General features: G+C 71.2%; 13 protein-coding genes and 1 pseudogene. 9 read left to right on the top strand and 5 right to left on the bottom strand.

Going from position 1 to position 20,985, the window contains the following annotated elements; all coding sequences use genetic code 11:
- Positions 1-13: 13 nt before the first annotated feature.
- Positions 14-718 carry an SDR family oxidoreductase gene (locus ACZ6EG_RS29655; protein ID WP_469609085.1) on the bottom strand — a complete coding sequence of 235 codons (705 nt, stop codon included), beginning with the start codon at positions 716-718 and terminating at the stop codon, positions 14-16.
- A gap of 182 nt (positions 719-900) precedes the next feature.
- Here ACZ6EG_RS29655 and ACZ6EG_RS29650 point away from each other — a divergent pair, with 182 nt between their 5' ends.
- The gene (locus ACZ6EG_RS29650; protein ID WP_391971494.1) at positions 901-1,551 is read left to right on the top strand and encodes a TetR/AcrR family transcriptional regulator; all 651 of its coding nucleotides are present in this window, start codon (positions 901-903) and stop codon (positions 1,549-1,551) included.
- 631 nt (positions 1,552-2,182) lie between these two features.
- Positions 2,183-2,800: a hypothetical protein gene (locus ACZ6EG_RS29645; protein ID WP_391971495.1), complete on the top strand. Its 618-nt coding sequence runs from the start codon at positions 2,183-2,185 to the stop codon at positions 2,798-2,800.
- A gap of 199 nt (positions 2,801-2,999) precedes the next feature.
- On the opposite strand, the pseudogene ACZ6EG_RS29640 reads toward ACZ6EG_RS29645, so the two are convergent.
- Positions 3,000-3,332: pseudogene (locus ACZ6EG_RS29640) on the bottom strand (hypothetical protein); the annotation flags it as partial.
- Positions 3,333-3,400: 68 nt separating this feature from the next.
- Here ACZ6EG_RS29640 and ACZ6EG_RS29635 point away from each other — a divergent pair.
- Positions 3,401-4,252, top strand: a complete 852-nt coding sequence (locus ACZ6EG_RS29635; protein ID WP_469609081.1) for an SCO6745 family protein — start codon at positions 3,401-3,403, stop codon at positions 4,250-4,252.
- 210 nt (positions 4,253-4,462) lie between these two features.
- Here the strand turns inward: ACZ6EG_RS29635 and ACZ6EG_RS29630 are convergent, their stop codons facing one another.
- Positions 4,463-5,392: an AraC family transcriptional regulator gene (locus ACZ6EG_RS29630; RefSeq protein ID WP_391971497.1), complete on the bottom strand. Its 930-nt coding sequence runs from the start codon at positions 5,390-5,392 to the stop codon at positions 4,463-4,465.
- 110 nt (positions 5,393-5,502) lie between these two features.
- Here ACZ6EG_RS29630 and ACZ6EG_RS29625 point away from each other — a divergent pair, with 110 nt between their 5' ends.
- Both ACZ6EG_RS29625 and ACZ6EG_RS29620 read left to right on the top strand, forming a co-directional pair.
- Complete coding sequence (locus tag ACZ6EG_RS29625; RefSeq protein ID WP_469609078.1) at positions 5,503-6,186, top strand: NAD(P)H oxidoreductase; 684 nt, start codon at positions 5,503-5,505, stop codon at positions 6,184-6,186.
- Positions 6,187-7,021: 835 nt separating this feature from the next.
- Complete coding sequence (locus tag ACZ6EG_RS29620) at positions 7,022-9,358, top strand: ricin-type beta-trefoil lectin domain protein (protein WP_469609168.1); 2,337 nt, start codon at positions 7,022-7,024, stop codon at positions 9,356-9,358.
- Positions 9,359-9,531: 173 nt separating this feature from the next.
- On the opposite strand, the gene ACZ6EG_RS29615 is transcribed toward ACZ6EG_RS29620, so the two are convergent.
- Positions 9,532-10,593 (bottom strand): pentapeptide repeat-containing protein, encoded by a 1,062-nt coding sequence (locus ACZ6EG_RS29615; RefSeq protein ID WP_469609165.1) that lies wholly within the window; start codon positions 10,591-10,593, stop codon positions 9,532-9,534.
- A gap of 461 nt (positions 10,594-11,054) precedes the next feature.
- Between ACZ6EG_RS29615 and ACZ6EG_RS29610 the strand changes: the two genes are divergently transcribed.
- The 4 genes from ACZ6EG_RS29610 (at position 11,055) to ACZ6EG_RS29595 (ending at position 19,345) form a co-directional block, all read left to right on the top strand.
- Positions 11,055-13,286 (top strand): discoidin domain-containing protein, encoded by a 2,232-nt coding sequence (locus ACZ6EG_RS29610; RefSeq protein ID WP_391971500.1) that lies wholly within the window; start codon positions 11,055-11,057, stop codon positions 13,284-13,286.
- 128 nt (positions 13,287-13,414) lie between these two features.
- Positions 13,415-15,583, top strand: a complete 2,169-nt coding sequence (locus ACZ6EG_RS29605; protein ID WP_469609074.1) for a discoidin domain-containing protein — start codon at positions 13,415-13,417, stop codon at positions 15,581-15,583.
- 72 nt (positions 15,584-15,655) lie between these two features.
- On the top strand, positions 15,656-16,735 hold the full coding sequence (locus ACZ6EG_RS29600; protein ID WP_391971502.1) for a DUF1996 domain-containing protein: 1,080 nt from the start codon (positions 15,656-15,658) through the stop codon (positions 16,733-16,735).
- A 177-nt stretch (positions 16,736-16,912) separates the two neighbouring features.
- Positions 16,913-19,345 (top strand): beta-glucosidase, encoded by a 2,433-nt coding sequence (locus ACZ6EG_RS29595; RefSeq protein WP_391971503.1) that lies wholly within the window; start codon positions 16,913-16,915, stop codon positions 19,343-19,345.
- Between the two features lie 290 nt (positions 19,346-19,635).
- On the opposite strand, the gene ACZ6EG_RS29590 is transcribed toward ACZ6EG_RS29595, so the two are convergent.
- Positions 19,636-20,958, bottom strand: coding sequence for an ROK family protein (locus tag ACZ6EG_RS29590; RefSeq protein ID WP_469609070.1), 1,323 nt, complete (start codon positions 20,956-20,958; stop codon positions 19,636-19,638).
- Positions 20,959-20,985: the final 27 nt, after the last annotated feature.

Here is a 20,985-nt window from a genome sequence, read left to right as displayed (position 1 = left end):
GGGGGCCTGGGTGTCAGCTGCGCAGGGAGGGGAGTACGAGGTTCTCGACCGGGCCGGAGAGGACCGCCTTGACCGTGCGGGTGGCCTCGTCGACGAGGACTTCGTTGTCGCCGTTCTCGACACCGTCCAGGACGGTACGGGCGACCTCGGCAGGTGCGATCTTCTCGGCGGTGACGGCGGCGACCATGTCGGTGTCGGCGAAGCCGAGATGCACACCGACCACCTGTGTGTGCTGTGCGGCCAGTTCGAGGCGCAGGGAGTTCGTCAGCGACCAGAAGGCCGCCTTCGAGGCTCCGTACGCGCCGCTTCCCGCCATCCAGGACAGGATGGAATGGATGTTGACCAGCGCGCCCCCGCCGTTGCCGGCCAGGATCGGGGCGAACGCCCGGGCGACGCGCAAGGGTCCGTAGACGTTGGTGTCGAAGGTGGCGAGGACCTGTGCGAGCTCGCCGGTGAGCAGCGGAGCGTGGTGCAGGACGCCCGCGTTGTTGATGACGAGGTCGACGTCGCGTGCTCGCTCGGCCAGGCCGGTCACCGAGTCGTCGTCGGTGACGTCGAGCGGGACGGGTTCGACACGGGGGTCGTCGTCGGCGAGGGGGGCGCGTGCGGTGGCGTACACCTTGCGGGCGCCGCGGGCCAGCAGCTCTTCGACGAATGCCTTGCCGATGCCCCGCTGACCGCCCGTGACGAGGGCGACGGAGTCTTTGATCGCGGTCATGCGCACTTCCTTGGCGTGATGGTGCGTCCGGGCGTAGGCCGCCGATCCGCAGGTCGGACCTCGGCGACGCATGCAGTGCCTTCACTATAGATGTTTATCATCATCTAAAAAAGCGGCTGCTGCCGTAGGATGAGCACCAGGGGTCAGAAGGCCCCGCGCGCCGGGAGGAAGGGAATGCCGGTATGCCCCGCATGTCGCGCGAGGTGGCCGCACAGCACCGACAGCAGGTGATCCGGAACACCTCGCGACTGATCCGCGAGAAGGGCGCCGACGGCGTGACCGTGCCCGAGGCGATGGACTCCGCCGGGCTGACACACGGCGGCTTCTACCGTCACTTCGCCTCGAAGGACGACCTGCTGGCCCAGGCGCTCACCGCGGCCTTCGTCGAGCGCCGCTCCGCCATGGACCGGATCAGCGAAGACCACGACTCCCCGGACGGTCCGTCGGCCAGGGCCTCGTTCCTGGCGATGTACCTCTCCGAACCGCACCGCGACCATCCCGCCGACGGCTGCCCCGCGGCCGCCGTGGCTGCCGACGCGGCCCGTACCGAGCCCGGCACTCCCCTGCGCACGGCCTTCACGGCGGGCCTCCGCGACCTCGCGGACGGCCTGCGGCAATGGGACGAGCCGGAACGCGAGGGCGGCACCGACGCCGCTCTCGCCGACCTCGCCCTCCTGGTCGGCACCGTCCTGCTGGCGCGCGCCAGCGACGACCAGGAGCTGTCCCGCGCCTTCCTCGAGGCTGCTCGCGACCGTCTGGACCCGCAGAGTACCCAGGGCACGCACGGCACGCAGACGTCCGAGTCCTCCGCCACCTCCACGCCCGGCATCTGATGCCTGACGCCTGAGTCCTCCGCGATCTCCACGCCCCGCGGCGCAGGGTCCGGACCCGGTGAACCCGCGACGGGCTCACCGGCTGCGCACCGCAGGGGTCGCGGGGTTCGGCTTCGCCGACGCCGTCAGCCCGTTCGCCACGGCGGGCGCTCCGCGCTGCGGGACCAGCGGGAGCCGACACGGTGTGGGACCGGTACGTGCCGGTGGACCGGTGGGCGTCGTGGTCGCCGCAGATCGTCGCGGTACCTCCCGTCGGCGCGATGTTGCGGCCCGGCCTGACCGGCACCGTCGAGTCCTTCGCCCGGATCCGCGTGCCGTCCCGCGTCGAGGTGGCCGACGAGGCCCTTCGCACCTGGTCCTGGCAGGTCCGGCCGGGCCCGGTGCGGGTACGGCTGCACCATCGCGTGCGAGCACGGGAGCACGGGTCCGAGACCTTACTGACCATGCGGGGCCGCATGCTCGTGCTGGCCGCCTACGCTCCCCTCCCGCGCCTCGCTCTGGCGCCTCGTACGCTCCTAGGCAAGAAGGTCCCGCCGAGTGCGCCCCGCGGTGCCTGCCCGGTGACGATGGCGATGTCTCTGGATCGCCCCTGTTCTCGCCCCTGTTCTCAGGTGGTGGATAGCCTTCGGGGATGAGTAACGCGACATGGGACGCCCTGACGGCGACGCCCCTTTCCGAAGTGCGGCGCCGCGCGTCCATACTGAACCATCTGGCAGAGGTCGAACCGGTCACGGTGCCCGGCGCACGGCGTCTGGCGTGGAACGACGGCGGCGGCCAGTCCGCGGTCTGGTACTTCGCGGAAGACAGCCGCGTGCTGCTGCTGACCTTCGACCACGAGTCGGCACTGAATCTCTACGCCGAGGACGACTACGTCCTCCAGGAGTCGTTCTACAACGGTGTTCCCGATTCCCTCGTCGCCCTGGTCCGCGACCGTCCCGAGAACTACGAGTCCCTCAACCTCACGGACTCGGCGACGGGGCGGACGATTCACTACGCGGGCGGTGTCTTCTGGTACGACGGCACGCGCTGGCACGTAACCGACGGTTTGTCAGATCACTGTCGCAGCGAGGGTCTGGACCTCTTCGGTGAGTCCGGCTTCGACTACTGCCTCGCGCCCTACCGCTTCGGCCAGGACTTCACCCCCGAGGCCCTCGTCGCGGACCGGGACGACGACGGTCAGTACGAGGACGAACGGGAGAAGGAAGCCGATCTGACCACCATCCGGATGGTCTTCCGCCGGTACGGCTGAAGGGCCCCGGCACAGATCCCTGATCAGTGGGAGCGTCGCGGCGACGGCGGCCACCGGGGCGCCGGGTTGCTCGACCCCGGCACCCGGCCACCGACCGCGCGGAAGTGGCGCCGTCGTCGACGCGATCGCCGACCGCCCGGCCGTGCCCGGTCGGCGGAGGTCCCCGCCTCTCTGAGCCGGCGCACCCGCCGGCCGCCGGTCACTCGGCCGCGATGCGCACGACGCCCGTGATGGTGCCCTGGTAGACGACGCCGGGCGCTATGGAGCCGCCCATCTGGAGGGTGTCGTACAGCGAGGACGCTCCCAGGTGCTGCCTGCGGACGACGGAGCCCGTTTCGGGGTCGATCCGGGCGTAGGAGTAGGGGTCCAGGAGCGAGGTGGCGTCGCTCCCGGGCAGGAGGGAACCGCGCAGAACGGTGTGGATCAGCCCGTCCGCCGTCGAGAGCCGGGGCACGGCCGAGGAGCGGACGGCGGTGTCCCACGTGAGGTCGCAGCCGCTGCCGTCGGCCCGCACGTCCACGCGGGTCAGCCCCTTCGGTCGCCGATGAGTTCGTTGTGCCGGACGGTCCACATCGGTACAGCTGACACAGGGAGAACTCGATGGGTACGACGCACCGCCATCCGCTGACTCACATCGCTCGCCGCATGTTCGAGCTCCTGGAGCCGATCTGCCTGGTCACGTTCCTCGCCGACGAGTGCAACGAGGAACTGGCAGCACTCGGCCACCGCACCTACTGGGACGGCTACTTCGCCAGCCGCGCCGCACCACTGGGCCGGGTGGAGGCCCAAGTCGTGCACGCAGCGTTCTACAACTTCGCCGACGGGGAAGCCGCCCGGCACATCCCCAGCGCCTGGGAGACGATCCCGCCCGAGGCCTCCGTCGCCGCGCGGGAAAGGGGCAGCACGGCTTCCCTACGGCGCATCCTCGGCGACGAACTGGCCGGCTCCCCGGGCCTGGTGCGCGCCGCCGACCTCACCACCAAAGCCGCGACGAACGCGCCCACGGAAGGTCGGGTGATGTACGCGGGAATGCGCACCCTTGCGGTACCCAGCGACCCCGTCGCCCGACTGTGGCATTCCGCGACCATGCTGCGCGAGCACCGCGGCGACGGGCACATCGCCGCTCTCGTCGGCGCGCGCATCGGCGGCACGGAGGCCCACGTGCTCTCCGCTCTGGAACAGGGCATCCACCCTCCGGAGTCCTTCGGGCGCATCCACCACCTGGAGAAGAGGCGCCTGGCCGCAGTCCTGGACGGCATGTGCGGACGCGGCCTCATCGACACCGACGGCCATTTCACCGACACCGGCCGCGCGACCAAGCAACGCATCGAAACCCTCACCGACGAGCTCGCCACCCCGCCGTACGACGCCCTGCCACCCGCGGAACTCGACGAACTGATCACCGAACTCGAGCCCATCACCGCGACCCTGGTGGCAGCCGGCTCGCAGTGACACGTGGAGACCGCTACAGACCCTCGTGATCAGAGAAGGCACGGGATGTCGTCCCGAAGGCGAGCGCGGGAGCCGCTGGACCTCGCAGCGTGACTGCGCTCACCGCTCACCGACACGAGAAGGTCTGCGGTGCTACCCAAGGACGCAGGGTGGGCCTGAGCGACGACACCGAGCACGACGTCAGCCCTCGGCCCGGCCACGTGCCGTGGCTCACGCCGCCGTGGTGCGGAACGTGCTGGGGCTGACGCCCTTGTGGCGCTTGAAGGCGGTACTGAAACCGAAGGCGTCGGCATAGCCGACGGTCCTGGCGATCTGGGCGATGCTCAGGTCGGTATCGGCCAGAAGTGCCTCGGCGTCGTCCATGCGGCACTCGGTGAGGTAGGTGAGGGGCGGACGGCCCATCAGCTCGGTGAAGCGCCGGGCGAACAGCGCCCGGGAGACGCCGGCTTGAGCGGCCAGCGAGGCGACCGTCCAGCCCTCGGCGGGCCGCCCGTGGAAGGCGTGCAGGGCGGGGGCGAGGACCGGGTCGGCGAGGCCGCGGTACCAGCCGGGCGCGTCGGCGCCCGCGCGGTCGAACCAGGTGCGCAGCGTGCAGACCAGAGCCCAGTCGAGGAGCCGGTCCATCAGCGCCTGCGAGCCTGCGGAGAGGCGCGCGGCGTCGGCGGCGGAGTTCTCCAGCCAGGCGCAGACCTCGGCGTCCTCGGCGACGACCAGGACGGGCGGCAAGGCGCGCAGGAGTCGCTCGTGGCGGTGCCCCGAGGCACGGTACGCGCCCACGATCAGCGCGGTCGCTTCCTCCGGGCCGGTGCCCCAGTGGATCCCGTCGAGTTCCTGGCCGGTGCACGCGGCGTCCGCGGTGAAGCAGTTGATCTCGTACGCGCTGTGGGGGCGATGGACAGTGGCGGGCTCGTCCGCGAGGCGGAACCGCGCGGGGCCCCGGACGATGGCCGTGTCACCCGCGCCGACGGCCCGCTCGGTGCCGTCGGACAGCAGCAGCGTGCCGCCACCGCGCAGCACGCTGACCATGGTGAGCGGAGCGGCGTCGGCGAAGGTGATGCTCCAGGGCGCTGTCAGGACGGCATGACTGACGACCGAGCCCTCGGCCCGGATGCCGCTCAGCAGTGAACTAAGAGGATCCACACGGCAATCGTAGACGATCTCCTATGTTCTGGAGAGTTTCTGCCATGGATCATCTACGGCGCTGCGGCTGTACTGGATTCACCGCACAGAACGAGCCTTCGGGAGAGACCGTGCCGCAGCACAGCAGTGACGTCACCAGGACGGCCCTCGTGGTCGTCGCGCACCACCGCAGCGATTCCCTCACCGCCCACACCGCCCGGCGCGCGGCCGCCCAGCTCGAGGCCGCCGGGTACCGCATCGACCTGCTCGACCTGCACGCCGAGGGGTTCGACCCGCGGATGAACGTCGAGGACCAGCCGGACTGGGGCGACCGCGAGAAGCCGTACTCGGACGAGACGCACGCCCACATGCGGCGGATCCTCGCCGCCGATGTCGTCGTCGCCGTCTTCCCGGTGTACTGGCAGAGTGTGCCCGCCGTCCTCAAGGGGTGGATCGACCGCGTATGGAACTACGGGTTCGCCTACGGCCGCAGCAAGCCCCGCCTGGCGGGCAAGCGCATGCTGTGGCTGGCCCTGGCCGGCGCCACCGCCGACGACCCCGTCGCGGAGTCGATGCAGTCCGTCCTCGAGGTCAACCTGAACGACGGCATCGCCTACTACTGCGGCTTCTCCCGCTCCACCGTGGGCCTGCTCCTGGACGCGGAGGAGCGACCGCAGCGCATCGACGCCGAGGGCAACCTGCTGATCGGCGCAGCGGTCGCCGGCGCCGAGCGGGAGGCGCAGTACGCCGATTTCGACCGTAGGGCAGGGAAGTTCGTGGAGGAGTTCCTGGCGGACGAACTCGTGGCGGTCTGACGGTCTCCGCATCCCCATCCCCATCCCCTGCGCCGGCACTGCGGCACTACGTGCGGGACCGGGTGACCCCAGCTCGAGCCGGCGACGCCTGAGCTGGGGCCGCCCGGTCCGGCCACCTGCCGCCCGAGCGCTCCGCCGCCGGGATGCCGCCGTGCACGGCGCAGGCCGCGCAACGTCCGGGCGCGGGACACGACCGCAGGACACGACACGACCGCAGGGCTGGACCGCGCGGCTGTGCCGCGAGGCCACCGAACGCCAGCCGACTCGTAGCCTGCCCGCGGGGAGGGCCGCGACCGCGCCAGGACGGAGTTCGAGGCCTGGCTGGAACCGACCACCGACATCCGCGCTCCGTCGGACGGCAGCCGCGCGCTCCAGCAGTGCGGCGAGTGGTGCGACCGTCCCCCGGAGCCTGTCGTGTGGTGAATGGCACGCACGCCATCCTCTTCGAACGGTCGGCAGCACGGCCGCCCACGACGGACGGCTCGGAACGGAGGTCGGTCGGCGCCCGGCGCCCCGGAGACGCCCCTTGCGAACCACGCGTCACAAGGACGGTCCCCGCCCACTCGTCCGGCCAGAACTTTTCCCTCGCTGATGACAAAGCGTGGACGGCCCCGTCACAAGTCCCTACTGTGTCCGGTGCGACGCTGTGCGCCCTCAGGGCCCACGCACACCCCCCTCCGTCTCCGGGACGACGGCGCGTCCCGGCAGCGGTGGATCTCCCACTTACCCGATCGAGTTCCTCATGTCCGAGGAACCGTCAGGAGGTAACGTGTATCCACGGCTGTACTCCCGCCGGCTGGGCAGACGCCTGGCCGGAACGATCATCGCTTCCCTACTGGCCGTCGGCCTGTCGTCGTCCCCGTCCACGGCGGACGACCCGGCCGCTGCGACTCTCCCGCCGCAGGAACCGGGCGTCACCCTGCGCGTCTTCGACGTGCAAGTCCCGCTGAACGAGATCTGCACGCTGAAGGCGGGCCAGACCCCGAACGTCGACAAGCTGATGCCCGTGATCGACTGGTCCTCGGCCGACGACTTCGGCCTGGAGACCCGCTTCGTCACCCACGTCCTCGGCAACCTCCACGCCGCGCAGGCGGGCAGCTACGCCTTCCGGCTCACCAGCGACGACGGGTCCCGGCTCTGGATCGACGACCGCCTGGTCATCAACCACGACGGTCTGCACGGACCGGACGCCCCCAAGGACGCCACGGTCGACCTGACGGCCGGCTCCCACGCGCTGCGCGTCGAGCACTTCGAGCGTGACGGCGGACAGCAGCTCACGCTGGCCTGGAAACCGCCGGGCGCCTCTGCCTTCAGCGTGGTACCGAACTCGGCCCTCAGCACGGACGCCGATGTCGTACGCGTGACGGCGCCGGGCCGCAAGGAGTGCGAGGGGGGTGCCGACTCGCCGGGAGACGGTCTGCCGCTGACCGGTGTGCACCCCAACTACACCCTCACCGACCTCCGGCCGAACGGCTTCGAGCCGCAGGTTTCCGCGATGGACTGGCTCCCGGACGGACGCCTTGCGGTGGCCACCTGGGGAGGCAGCAACAACACCGCGGGCGAGGTCTACCTGCTGAGCAACGTCACCGGCGACACCGGGCCCGACAGGGTGACCGCCAAGAAGGTGGCCTCCGGCTTGAAGGAGCCGATGGGCATCAAGCACGTCGACGGCAAACTCTACGTCTCCCAGAAGCACGAGCTGACCGAGCTCAACGACACCAACGGCGACGAGATCACCGACCAGTACCGCCGAGTGGCGACCTGGCCCTTCGGCGGGAACTTCCACGAGTTCGCCTTCGGCCTGCTCTACCAGGACGGGTTCTTCTACCTGAACCTGTCGGTCTCCATCAACTACGGCGGCGCCACCACCGACCCGCAGCCCGCCGCCAACCGCGGCACCACCATCAAGGTGAACAAGGCGACGGGCCAGGTCTCCTACGTCGCCGGCGGACTCCGCACCCCGAACGGCATCGGCTGGGGCCCTGAGGGCGGCATCTTCGTCACCGACAACCAGGGCGGCTGGCTGCCCTCGTCCAAGCTCGTGCACATCAAGCAGGACCGCTTCTTCAACCACTACACCAATCCGGACGGGCCCTTCGACTCCCGGCCGGTGACCAAGCCGGTGCTGTGGCTTCCGCAGAACGAGATCGCCAACTCCCCCAGTACCCCGCTGCTGTTGGAGGACGGACCGTTCGCCGGCCAGATGCTGTTCGGGGACGTGACCTACGGCGGTGTCCAGCGCGGGTTCCTGGAGAAGGTCGGCGGCGAGTACCAAGGGGCGGTCTTCCGTCTCACCCAAGGCCTGGAGGCCGGGGTCACCCGGATCAGCGTCGGCCCGGACGGCGCGCTCTACGCCGGTGGCCTGGGCGCGGGCGGCAACTGGGGCCAGGAGGGCAAGCTCGCCCACGGTCTGCAGAAGCTGAGCCCCAACGGCGCCAACACCTTCGACATCCGCGCGATGCGCGCCGTACCGGGCGGCTTCCAGCTGGAGTACACCCAGCCCCTGTCGACGGACACGGCGAACGAACTGGCCGCCCACTACAAGATCAAGCAGTGGCGCTACGTGCCGACCGCCGCCTACGGCGGCCCCAAGGTCGACGAGGAGACACTCACCGCGCAGTCGGCCACGCTGTCCGCCGACCGCAAGACCGTCACCCTCACGATCCCCGGCCTCAAGACCGACCGCGTCGTGCACGTCCGCTCGCCCCGTCCCTTCAGCTCGGCCGGCGGCGAAACGCTCTGGAGCACCGAAGCCTGGTACACTCTCAACAAAATGCCGGGGGGCGCCTCCGGGACCGGTGAGGTGACAGGCGTCAACGGCAAGTGCCTGGACGTCGACAACTCCCAGACGGCCGACGGCACCGAGATCCAGATCTGGACCTGCAACGGCACCGGCGCCCAGCAGTGGACGCTGCCCGGCGACGGGACGATACGCGCCCTGAACAAGTGCCTGGACGTGTCGGACGGCGGCAGCGCCGACGGCACGAAGATCCAGTTGTGGACCTGCAACGGCAGCGGCGCACAGACCTGGCAGCCGCAGGCCGACGGCACGGTACGCAACCCGCAGTCCGGCAAGTGCCTCGACGCCTCCGGCGGCACCTGGAACGACGGCACCCCGGTCCACCTGTGGACCTGCCACACCGGGTCCAACCAGAAGTGGACACTGCCCTAACACCCAAGCCGGCATCACACTCAGCCGACAGCGGCGAGGCGGACTCCGGCATCTCCTACGGGAACCCGGGGCACGCCTGGTCGACGTACGCGACCGCTTCGTGACGAACAGGCGTAAACCTGCGCTCTGCCCCAGCCCGCCGGCGCTCAGGAGTCAGCCTCCTGGCCTCGCGGTCACGGCATGGATCGCAAGGGCGGATGCTGTGTCGTGATTCCCGGGGGCTGGAGCAGTGGCGGAGGTTCGGGGCCTGGATCCTCGGTGACAACGACGCCGGCGGTCGCGTGGTCGAATCCGGCCGGCCAGCGGGTCTGCTCACTGGCCAGCGCACCGGTCAGACGTGCCTGGGCGAGGTCGGCGGTGCTCAGGTCGGAACCACGCAGGTCGGCCAGGCGCAGGTCGGCGCGGCGGAAGACAGCACCGCCTGCGTCGGCCTTGCGCAGGTTCGCTTCACGCAGGTCGGACTCGGTGAAGTCCGCGTCGCGCAGGTCCGCCTCGACCAGCCGGGCGCCTCTCATGTCGGCCAGGACGCAGCGTGCCCGGCGCAGGATCGCCGTCTTGAGGTCGGCGTGCCGCAGGTTGACCGAGACGAGAGACGCCTGGGTCAGGTTGGCGTGGTACAGGCCCGCCGCCTCCATGCAGGACCGGTCGAGGTTGACCTCGTGCAGCCACAGCCCGTCGCAGTCGGCCCGGCGCAAATCCGTGACGCTGAGGTTGACCCATGAGTGCTCCCGCGGCTGCAGCAGCAACACGCCGAGTCCGGTCAGCGCCACCTGGGCGTCGGCCGCACGGACTTCCAGCGGCACGACGTCATTGATCGGCACGTCACTCGCCGGAGCTTGTGGCCCGGCGGGCGGCCAGGGCAGGTGTGTGCGCAGGTAGGCGGCCTGGATGGAGATGACGGCCTCGCGGTCGCGGGCGGAGTGCTCGGCGATCCGCCACAGCGCGTGGAGCCCGCCGATGCGTGTCTGCAGCTTGTCACTGCCGAGCTGATCGACGGCCGTGCTGAACCGGTCGGTGACATGTCCTTCCTGGGTGGCTCGCAAACCCTCCTGGCTGACGCGTAGTTGCCGCCAGGTGGCGTATGCGCCGAACAGTACGACCATGCCGCCCACGGCCTGCAGCAGTGTCGTACGGACGTCGTTCACCGCTTTCAACCGGTCCTGCGCGGCGACGCTCGCCCCGGCTAGATCATGGTCGACCACCGCACTCGGCAAGAGGACGAGCACGGCGCCCATCACGGTCACCCCCGCTGCCCCGGCCAGCAGTGCCCCCACCGCACGATGCCTGACCAGCCGGTCACGCCACGGCCTGCGGCCGCGGTCCGGCTCCCCCGTCTCCATGAGCATGGGAGCCTAGGCCCGACTCAAAAAGTGATCAAGACCGAACGGCCCGCTGCGGCCGGAACGACTCCAACCCGCTGGGAGTGCGCCGACACAGGGAGAGGCCCTCGTCATCAGCCTCGACGTGCCCGCCGATGGCACTCCCCGGCCCACCGGGTCCCGGTCCGTCCCTGATCCGGCGGACAGGCCCTGGCCACCTCGACCTGCCGCGCCCGCTCCTCCCTCTGCCCCGACAAGTGAACCGTGCTTAATGCAAGCCTAAAGAAAAGTCGTGTCAGACTCCTTGACCGAATCTGACACGGCGGGCAAGGTGCCGGAGAGCGCTCTCCCATGTTGCCCATTTCGAGGAGCCCCACATGCCCGCAGTCGGCATACCCCCAGCCGCGCCGGAGCCACGCAGACCCGGTCGCCGCCCCGCGGCCCTGATGTCCCGCAGACCCGGCCGCCGCGGTCTCGTCGGAGTGCTGGTCACCGCACTGGCCGCCACACTTCTCGCCTTCGTCCCCGCCACCCAGGCCCAGGCCGCGCCCGTGCTGCTCTCCCAGGGCAAACCCGTCACCGCCTCCAGCCAGGAGCACTACGGCACCCCGGCGACCGCGGCCGTCGACGGGGACAACGGGACCCGCTGGTCCAGCGCGGCCGCCGACCCGCAGTGGCTCCGCGTCGACCTCGGCGCCCCCGCCGCCCTCAGCCAGGTCGAGCTGCGCTGGGAGGCCGCCTACGCCAAGTCCTACCGGATCGAGACGTCCCAGAACGGCACCGACTGGTCGACGGCCTACTCCACCACCACCGGCGCCGGCGGCGTGGAGACCGTCAACGTCTCCGGCACGGCCCGCTACGTCCGCATGCTCGGCACCGCCCGGGCCACCGGATACGGCTACTCCCTCTGGGAGTTCAAGGTCTACGGCACGACCGGCGACGACCCGGGACCGGTCATCCCGGGCGGCGGCGACCTGGGCCCGAACGTGCACGTCTTCGACCCGTCCACACCCGGCATCCAGGCCAAGCTGGACCAGGTCTTCCGGGAGCAGGAGTCCGCGCAGTTCGGCTCCGGCCGGCACGCCTTCCTGTTCAAGCCCGGCACCTACAACAACCTCAACGCCCAGATCGGCTTCTACACCCAGATCGCCGGCCTCGGCCTGCGCCCCGACGACACGACGATCAACGGTGACATCACCGTCGACGCCGGCTGGTTCAACGGCAACGCCACCCAGAACTTCTGGCGAGGCGCGGAGAACCTCGCCGTGAGCCCGGTCAACGGCACCAACCGGTGGGCGGTCTCCCAGGCGGCGTCCTTCCGCCGGATGCACGTCAAGGGTGGCCTCAACCTCGCCCCCAACGGCTACGGCTGGGCCAGCGGCGGCTACATCGCCGACAGCAAGATCGACGGCCAGATCGGCAACTACTCGCAGCAGCAGTGGTACACCCGCGACAGTTCCATCGGAGGCTGGTCCAACAGCGTCTGGAACCAGGTCTTCTCCGGTGTCGAGGGCGCGCCCGCCACCAGCTTCCCCGAGCCCCGCTACACCACGCTCGCCACGACGCCGATCTCCCGCGAGAAGCCCTTCCTCTACCTCGACGGCAACGAGTACAAGGTCTTCGCCCCCGCCAAGCGCACCAACGCCCGCGGCACCACCTGGGCGAACGGCACCCCGCAGGGCGAGTCGATCCCGCTGAGCAGGTTCTACGTCGTCAAGCCCGGCGCCACGGCCGCCACCATCAACGCCGCCCTCGCCCAGGGCCTGCACCTGCTCTTCACCCCGGGCGTCTACCACGTCGACCAGACCATCAACGTCAATCGCGCGAACACCGTGGTGCTGGGCCTCGGGCTCGCCACGATCATCCCCGACAACGGGGTGACCGCGATGAAGGTCGCCGACGTGGACGGCGTGAAGCTCGCCGGCTTCCTCATCGACGCCGGCCCGGTCAACTCCCCGACCCTCCTGGAGATCGGCCACCAGGGCGCCACCACCGACCACGCCGCCAACCCGACCACCGTGCAGGACGTCTACATCCGCATCGGCGGCGCGGGCGCCGGCAAGGCCACCACCAGCATGGTGGTCAACAGCCACGACACGATCATCGACCACACCTGGGTCTGGCGCGCCGACCACGGCGAGGGCGTCGGCTGGGAGACCAACCGGGCCGACTACGGCGTCCGCGTCAACGGTGACGACGTCCTGGCCACCGGACTGTTCGTCGAGCACTTCAACAAGTACGACGTCGAGTGGTACGGCGAACGCGGCCGGACGATCTTCTACCAGAACGAGAAGGCGTACGACGCCCCGAACCAGGCCGCCATCCAGAACGGGGCGACGAAGGGGTACGCCGCCTACCGCGTCGACGACTCCGTCGACACCCACGAGGCCTGGGGCCTGGGCAGCTACTGCAACTACAACGTCGACCCGAACATCCGCCAGGACCACGGCTTCAAGACCCCCGTCAAACCGGGAGTGAAGTTCCACAGCCTCCTCGTGGTCTCCCTCGGCGGCATGGGCCACTACAACCACGTCATCAACGACACCGGTGCCTCCACGGTCCCGGCCGGCACGACGACCGTGCCGTCCACCCTCGTCTCCTTCCCCTGACCGGCCGTCCCCCGGCCACCACTTCCCTCCGGGCCGGAACTCGTCCCCGCGCCCCGGCCCGGAGGGACTCCGGGCGGTGCCCCCGCCGCCCCGCCCCGTCGGCCTTCCCCAACCCGCCAGGAGCAGATGTGTCCACAGCCCTCTCGTACCGCAGACCAGCCGGTCGCGCCGGCGTACCCCTGCTCGCCCTCGGCGCGCTGGTGGCGTCGACGCTCGCCGTGGCAGCCCCGCCCGCCCAGGCCGCGGAAGCCCTGCTCTCCCAGGGCAAGCCGGCCACCGCGTCATCCCAGGAAGGCGGCGGGTACGCCGCCTCGGCGGCTGTCGACGGCAACCTCACCGGCACCCGCTGGGCCAGCCAGTGGAGCGATCCGCAGTGGTTCCAGGTCGACCTCGGGCAGCGCGCCGACCTCAGCCGGACCGTGCTGACCTGGGAGGGCGCGTACGGCAAGAGCTACCAGATCCAGGCTTCCGACAACGGCACGGACTGGCGGACCCTGAAGACCGTCACCGGCGGCGACGGAGGCACGGACGAGATCGCGGTCTCCGGGGCCGGCCGGTACGTGCGCATGCTGGGCACCGAACGGTCCGGTGGCTACGGCTACTCCCTCTGGGAGTTCCAGGTGTACGGGAGCACCGACGGCACGCCTCCCGTCGGCGGAGGGGCGGTCGAGGTCACGGGATCCCAGGGGAACTGGCAACTGACCGTCGGCGGCCAGCCGTACACGGTCAAGGGTCTCACCTGGGGCCCCGCCATCGGCGACGCCCCGAAGTACATGCCCGACGTGAAGTCCATGGGCGTCAACACGATTCGCACCTGGGGAACCGACGGCGGCACCAAGCCGCTGCTCGACAGCGCCGCGGCCAACGGCGTCCGTGTCGTCAACGGCTTCTGGCTGCAACCGGGCGGCGGCCCCGGCTCCGGCGGCTGCGTCAACTACGTGACCGACACCACGTACAAGAACAACATGCTCACCGAGTTCGCCAAGTGGGTGGAGGCGTACAAGAGCCACCCGGCGACCCTCATGTGGAACGTCGGCAACGAGTCGGTGCTCGGTCTGCAGAACTGCTACAGCGGCGCGGAGCTGGAGGCACAGCGCAACGCCTACACCGGCTTCGTCAACGACGTGGCCAAGAAGATCCACAGCATCGACCCCGACCACCCCGTCACCTCCACCGACGCCTGGACCGGAGCCTGGCCCTACTACAAGCGCAACGCGCCCGACCTCGACCTGTACTCGATGAACTCCTACGGCGACATCTGCGGTGTCCAGGAGGACTGGGAGGAAGGCGGCTACACCAAGCCGTACATCATCACCGAGGGCGGACCCGCCGGCGAGTGGGAGGTGCCTGACGACGCCAACGGCATCCCCGACGAGCCGACCGACGTGCAGAAGGCCGAGGGGTACTCCAAGGCCTGGGACTGCGTCACCGGCCATCGGGGCGTCGCCCTCGGAGCCACCCTCTTCCACTACGGCGTCGAGCACGACTTCGGCGGCGTCTGGTTCAACCTCCTGCCCGACGGGCTGAAGCGGCTGTCCTACTACGCGGTCAAGCGGGCCTACACCGGCTCGACCACCGGCGACAACACCCCGCCGGTCATCTCGAACATGGCCGTGAGCCCCGCCTCGTCCGCGCCGGCGGGCGGTGAGTTCACCGTCCGCGCCGACGTCCGGGACCCCGACGGCGACGCGGTCGAGTACAAGATCTTCCTCAGCGGGAACTACGCCAACGGCGACAAGCGCCTGGTCGAGGCCCAGTGGCGCGCCACCGGCAACGGCACCTTCGCGGTGACGGCCCCGGAGAAGCTCGGCGTGTGGAAGGTGTACATCCAGGCCGAGGACGGCCGCGGCAACGCCGGCATCGAGACCAAGTCGGTCAAGGTCGTCGCCCCACCCGTCCCCGGCACGAACGTGGCGCTGAACAGGCCCACGACCGCGTCCTCCTACCAGCAGTCCTACGGCGACTGCCCGTGCGAGCCGACCAAGGCGACCGACGGGAGGACGGACACCCGCTGGGCCAGTGACTGGAGCGACCCGCAGTGGATCCAGGTGGACCTCGGCGCCGCCACTCCCGTCCGCAGGCTCCAACTCGTCTGGGACCCCGCCTACGCCAAGTCCTACGAGGTGCAGGTCTCGGACAACGGCACCTCCTGGCGCACGGTCCACACCACCACCGCCGGCAACGGTGACATCGACACCATCGACGTCACGGCGACCGCGCGGTACGTGCGACTGCACCTGGCGGCGCGTGGCACCGGCTGGGGCTACTCGCTGCACGAGTTCGGCATCTACAGCTGACCGACGGCGTAGGGCGCCCGTCGGCGCCCTACGCACCACCCCCACTCGGTACCTCGGCGGGCAGGAGGCCCCATGAGACCACGTTCGAAACTCCCCGCGCTGCTGCTCGGCACCGCACTGCTGGCCAGTGTGCTGGGCGTCGGCACCGTCGCCGCGGCGGCCGGTCCGGACAGCGCTCCGGCCGTCTCGGCCGGCGCCCACACCGGACACGCCATGGCGGTGTCGACCGGGGCGTCCGCCGACGATCCCGACGGCGACGGCTACATACCGGCCGTCCCCCAGGTCACCGGCGTGACCCCCTCCCAAGCCACCCCGCCGCCGCGCTACCACAAGGAGTTCCAGGCCAACTGCTCGGTCACGCACACCGCGCCGGACGACCCGATCGTCTACCCGGGGCAGCCGGGCAAGTCCCACGACCACACCTTCATGGGCAACAGGACGACGAACGCGGGCAGTACCACGGCGAGCCTCTACGGCGGCGCCACCACCTGCCTCGCACCGGCCGACGCCTCCGCGTACTGGATGCCGTCCCTGTACAAGGGGGACAGGAAGATCCTCCCCGTCGGACCCCAGGTCATCTACTACAAGTCCGGTGTCACCGACTACACCAGCGTGCGGCCCTTCCCCAGGGGACTGCGGTACGTCGTCGGCAACCCCATGCAGAGCGCCCAGCAGTTCCGCGCCCACAAGGGGTTCGTCGAGGGCTGGGAGTGCGGTGACAGCTTCTTCAACGTCGACATCCCGGCGAGCTGTCCGAGCCGGCCCGACGTCCAGCTCAACATCCGCTTCCAGGCCCCCAGTTGCTGGGACGGCAAGTACCTCGACACCCCCGACCACCAGAGCCACATGGCCTACCCGGTCGTCAAACCCGGCACCAACGACAACATGTGCCCGGCGTCCCATCCCGTCGCCCTGCCGATGATCGAGTTCAAGATGGCCTTCCCGGTCAACGGCGACATGAGCGACGTCCGACTGGCCAGTGGACGGGGCTACTCCTTCCACTACGACTTCTTCAACGCGTGGGAGGAGAGGACCCTCAAGGCGCTGGTCGACCACTGCATCGTGGGCGGTCTCCAGTGCGACACCCGCGGCTACGACCAGAACCACCCGGAGCGCGGTGCCGTGCTGAACGCGGACCACCGGCTGCCCTGACCCGTCCGGCCTCCAGGGCCCGGCGACACCCCACGGTGCGGGTGCCGCCGGGCCCCTTCCGCCTGCCCGAACGCCTCCGCCCCCCTCGGCACGGGAGGACTTGACGGGGGTGAGGTGCACGTCGGACGGTTGGGAGAGCGCTCTCCCAGTGAGGGAAGGGCAGGAAGCGGGGCGGACATGGACGACGGGGCACTGGATCGGCTCATCGGCAGGCTGAGCCTCGAACAGAAGGTGCGCCTGCTCACCGGCGCGACGACCTGGCGCACCGCAGGCGAGGACGCCGTCGGTCTGCGGGAGATGGTGACCTCGGACGGACCCGCCGGGGTGCGCGGCGAGGCATGGGACGAGCGGCGCACCTCGGCCCTGCTGCCCTCCGCCTCCGCCCTGGGCGCGATGTGGGACGAGGGACTGGTCGAGCGGCTCGGCGGCCTGCTCGCCGCCGAGGCCCGCCGCAAGGGCGTCGACGTGGTCCTCGCCCCCACGCTCAACCTGCACCGCAGTCCGCTGGGCGGCCGGCACTTCGAGTGCTTCTCGGAGGACCCGGAACTGACCGGCCGTACCGGGGCCGCACTCATCCGGGGCATCCAGGCGCACGGTGTGGCGGCCACCGCCAAGCACTACGTCGGCAACGACTCCGAGACCGACCGGCTCACCGTCGACGTCCGGGCCGGTGACCGCACCCTGCGGGAGGTGTACCTCGCGCCCTTCGAGGCGGCCGTCGAGGCCGGGGTGTGGCTGGTCATGGCGGGCTACAACGCCGTCGGCGGCACCACGATGACGGCCAGCCCGCTCCTGGCGGAACCCCTCAAGGAGGAGTGGGGGTTCGACGGTGTCGCCGTCTCCGACTGGGCCGCCGTACGCACCACCGAGGAGACCGGCCGTGCCGCCCTCGACCTGGCGATGCCGGGGCCGGAGAGCCCCTGGGGTGTCGCCCTGGTACGAGCGGTGAAGGACGGGCAGGTCGCCGAGGAGGCGGTCGACGAGAAGGTACGTCGGCTGCTCCGGCTCGCCGCCCGCGTGGGCGCGCTGGAACCACGTCGCCCGCGCAGGGCGCCCGCAGTGACGTCCCGCGACACCCGGGCGCTACTGCGCCGCGCCGTCAGTGCCGGTTGTGTGCTGCTGCGCAACGACGCCGTCCTCCCGCTCGACCCCGCCGAGGTGTCCACCGTCGCCGTCGTCGGCGTGCACGCCGCGTTGCCGCGCGTCCAGGGCGGGGGCAGCGCGGGTGTGTTCTGCTCCGACGTGGTCACTCCGCTGGCGGGCATCCGAGCGCGACTGCGGGGCCGGGCCGAGGTGGTGTACGCACCCGGCCCCGCGCCGGGATCCCCGCCCGCTCCCCTCGGCACCGACGACTGCGGCGACCCGCGCTCGGGCACCCCCGGCGTGCTCCTGCGGGTGCTGGACGCGGCGGGGCGGGAACTCTTCGCCGAGCACCGGCTCTCGGGCCGGCAACTGGAGCCGGCCCTGCCGCCGGGCGCCCACACGGTGGAGATCGCGGCGGTGCTGCGTCCCCGGCAGGCCGGGAAATGGACCTTCGGCGTCGCGGGATTCGGGCGCATGACGCTCACCGTCGACGACCGCGTGCTGGTGGACGGGGAGTTCCCCGGTGACACGGACGACCCGGCCGTCGTCCACGTCAACCCGCCCGTGCACACGGCGCGCACGGTACTCGCCACCAAACGGCCCGTGCACGTGGTGGCGCGGCGCGAACTGGTGCCCGGCCGAGGGCGCGCCACCGTCGTCACCGCCGCGCCGCCGGAGCCGGACCCGGCGACCGCGCTGGAGGACGCCGTGCGGGCGGCCGGCGACGCCGATGCCGCGATCGTGGTCGTCGGCACCACCGAGCACAGCGAGACCGAAGGGTACGACCGGGCCGGGCTGTCGCTGGGCGAGGTCCAGGACGGGCTGGTCCGCGCGGTGGCCGCCGCGAATCGCCGCACGGTGGTGGTGGTCAACAGCGGCGGACCGGTCGAGCTGCCCTGGCGCGACGAGGTGGGCGCCGTGCTGCTCATCTGGTTCCCGGGACAGGAGGCCGGTGGCGGCCTGGCCGACGTCCTGTTCGGCTTCGCAGAGCCCGGCGGCCGGCTGCCCACGACCTGGGCGGCGTCCCTGGCGGACGCCCCCGTCACGCGTACCCGGCCGGTCGACGGCCGACTGGAGTACACCGAGGGCCTGCACATCGGCCACCGGGCGTGGCTGCGGTCCGGTCGCGAGCCCGCCTACTGGTTCGGCCACGGGCTCGGCTACACGACGTGGGAGTACGCGGGCGTGGAGGCTCCGGCGCGCGTCCTGGCCGACGAGCCGTTCACGGTGCGGGTGGAGGTTCGCAACTCCGGTGAGCGCGCCGGGCGCGAGGTCGTACAGGTCTACCTGGCTCGCCCCGGATCGGCGGTGGAGCGTCCCGTGCGCTGGTTCGCCGGTCACGCGGCGGTGCGCGCGGAAGCGGGCGGGACCGCGAGCACCGAGGTGGTGGTGGGCCCGAGAGCGCTACGGCACTGGTCGGAGGCGGACCAGGGCTGGGTGACGGAGCCCGGTCCCTACCGTCTGATGGTGGGCAGGTCGGTGGGGGACGTGCGGTGGGAGGGGACGGTCACGGTCAGCGGCCCGTGACGGGCGGGGCCCCGCCTCGCCCGGGGTTGCGGCGCGGGGTCGGGGCCGTGCGGCGCCCGGCGCTGCGGCGCCTGGAGCGAGGGGTGCGACGGAGGCCGTGACGCACGAACACGGTCGCTGCTCGCGCGCGGAGGCTGTGACACGCGCAGACGGCTTCTGCTTGCGCGGGTGCTTGTGGGCGGGCGGTGGGTGGTTGCGGATGGCGGGCGGCGGGTGCCTGTGGGCGGCGAGTGGTGGCGGTCGGCGGTCGGGTCGCGGCCGGCGGGAGGCAGCCGGCGACACGGCGCCGCTCACTGCACCGACCGCTCCCTCAGCGCGGTCCGCCACGCCGGGTCCTGTTCCACCGGCTCGGCCTGCTCCGGCCGGCCACCCCGGGCGAAGAAGTCGGCGAGCGGCAGGATGGCGGCTCCCACGGTGACGGCGTCCGGCCCCAGGGTGCCGAGGTCGATGCGGACACGGGCGGCGGGATACGTCAGGGCGTAGGAGGTGGCGTGGGCCGTCACCGCGTCCAGGAAGCGCCGGCCGAGCTGCAGTCCGGCCCAGCCGCCGACCAGGATGCGTTCGGGCTGGAAGAGGTTGATCAGGTCGGAGAACCCCGCACCGAGGTATTCGGCGGTCTCCTCCAGGACGGCCAGCGCCGTGGCGTCGGGTTCCGGGCCGGTCCCGGACGCGCAGGGTTCCGGGTAGGCGGCCGCGAGCATCGCGGTGAGCGCGGTCTCCTCGTCCACGCCCGCGGGCGGCCGCCCGCCCGCCTCCGCCCAGCGCTGGAGCAGGGCCTCCGCACCCGCGTACGCCTCCAGGCAGCCCTGGGCGCCGCAGCGGCACCGGCGCCCGCGTACGCGCACCGTCAGGTGCCCCCATTCCACGGCTCGGCCCGGTCGCATGTCGTCCCCGACGACGCAGGCGCCGACTCCGGAGCCGAAGAGCACCACCGCCGCGCTCTGCGCGCCGCGGCCGGCGCCGAACCACATCTCCGCCTGGCCGAGCGTCTTGGCCCCGTTGTCGATGTAGTACGGCACGGTGTCGGGCAGGATCCGGGACTCGCGCAGCAACCGCTCCAGCGGGACGGCGTCCCAGCCGATCGTCTGGCCGTGCACCACCGCACCGTCCTCGGCGGTCCTGGCGACGATTCCCGGCACCCCGATCCCGACGCCGAGCAGCCGCTCCGTCGCGATGCCGGCCTCGGCCAGGACCTCGGGGATGCCGTCGCGAAGGTGCGTCATGACGAGGCCGATGTCGTAGCGGTCGACGCGGCGCGGGCCCGTGGCCTCCAACGGCCTCTCGACCCGGGCCAACTCGGTCAGGGCGAGGTCGAAGAGTTCGATCCGCACCCGGGTCTCGCCGATGTCCACGCCGATCATGTAGCCGCTGCGCGCGCTGATGCGCAGCAGCGTGCGGGGACGGCCGCCGGCGGAGTCGATGCTTCCGGCCTCCTCCACCAGTCCCTCGGCGACCAGCTCGGAGACCACGTTGCTCACCGAGCCGGAACTGAGCCCGGTGGCCGGTCCCAGGGAGAACCTGCTGAGCGGCCCGTCGAAATACAACCGTTGCAATACCGCGGTGCGATTCTCCCGCCGCAGGTCACGCACTGTACGGCCGCTGCGCACTCTCAACCTCGCCCCCTCGTCCGATACTCCTCA

This window comes from Streptomyces sp. NPDC041968, assembly GCF_055589025.1.
The sequence above is the reverse complement of the archived record's forward strand: the minus strand, read 5'-3'. Positions and strand labels throughout refer to the sequence as shown.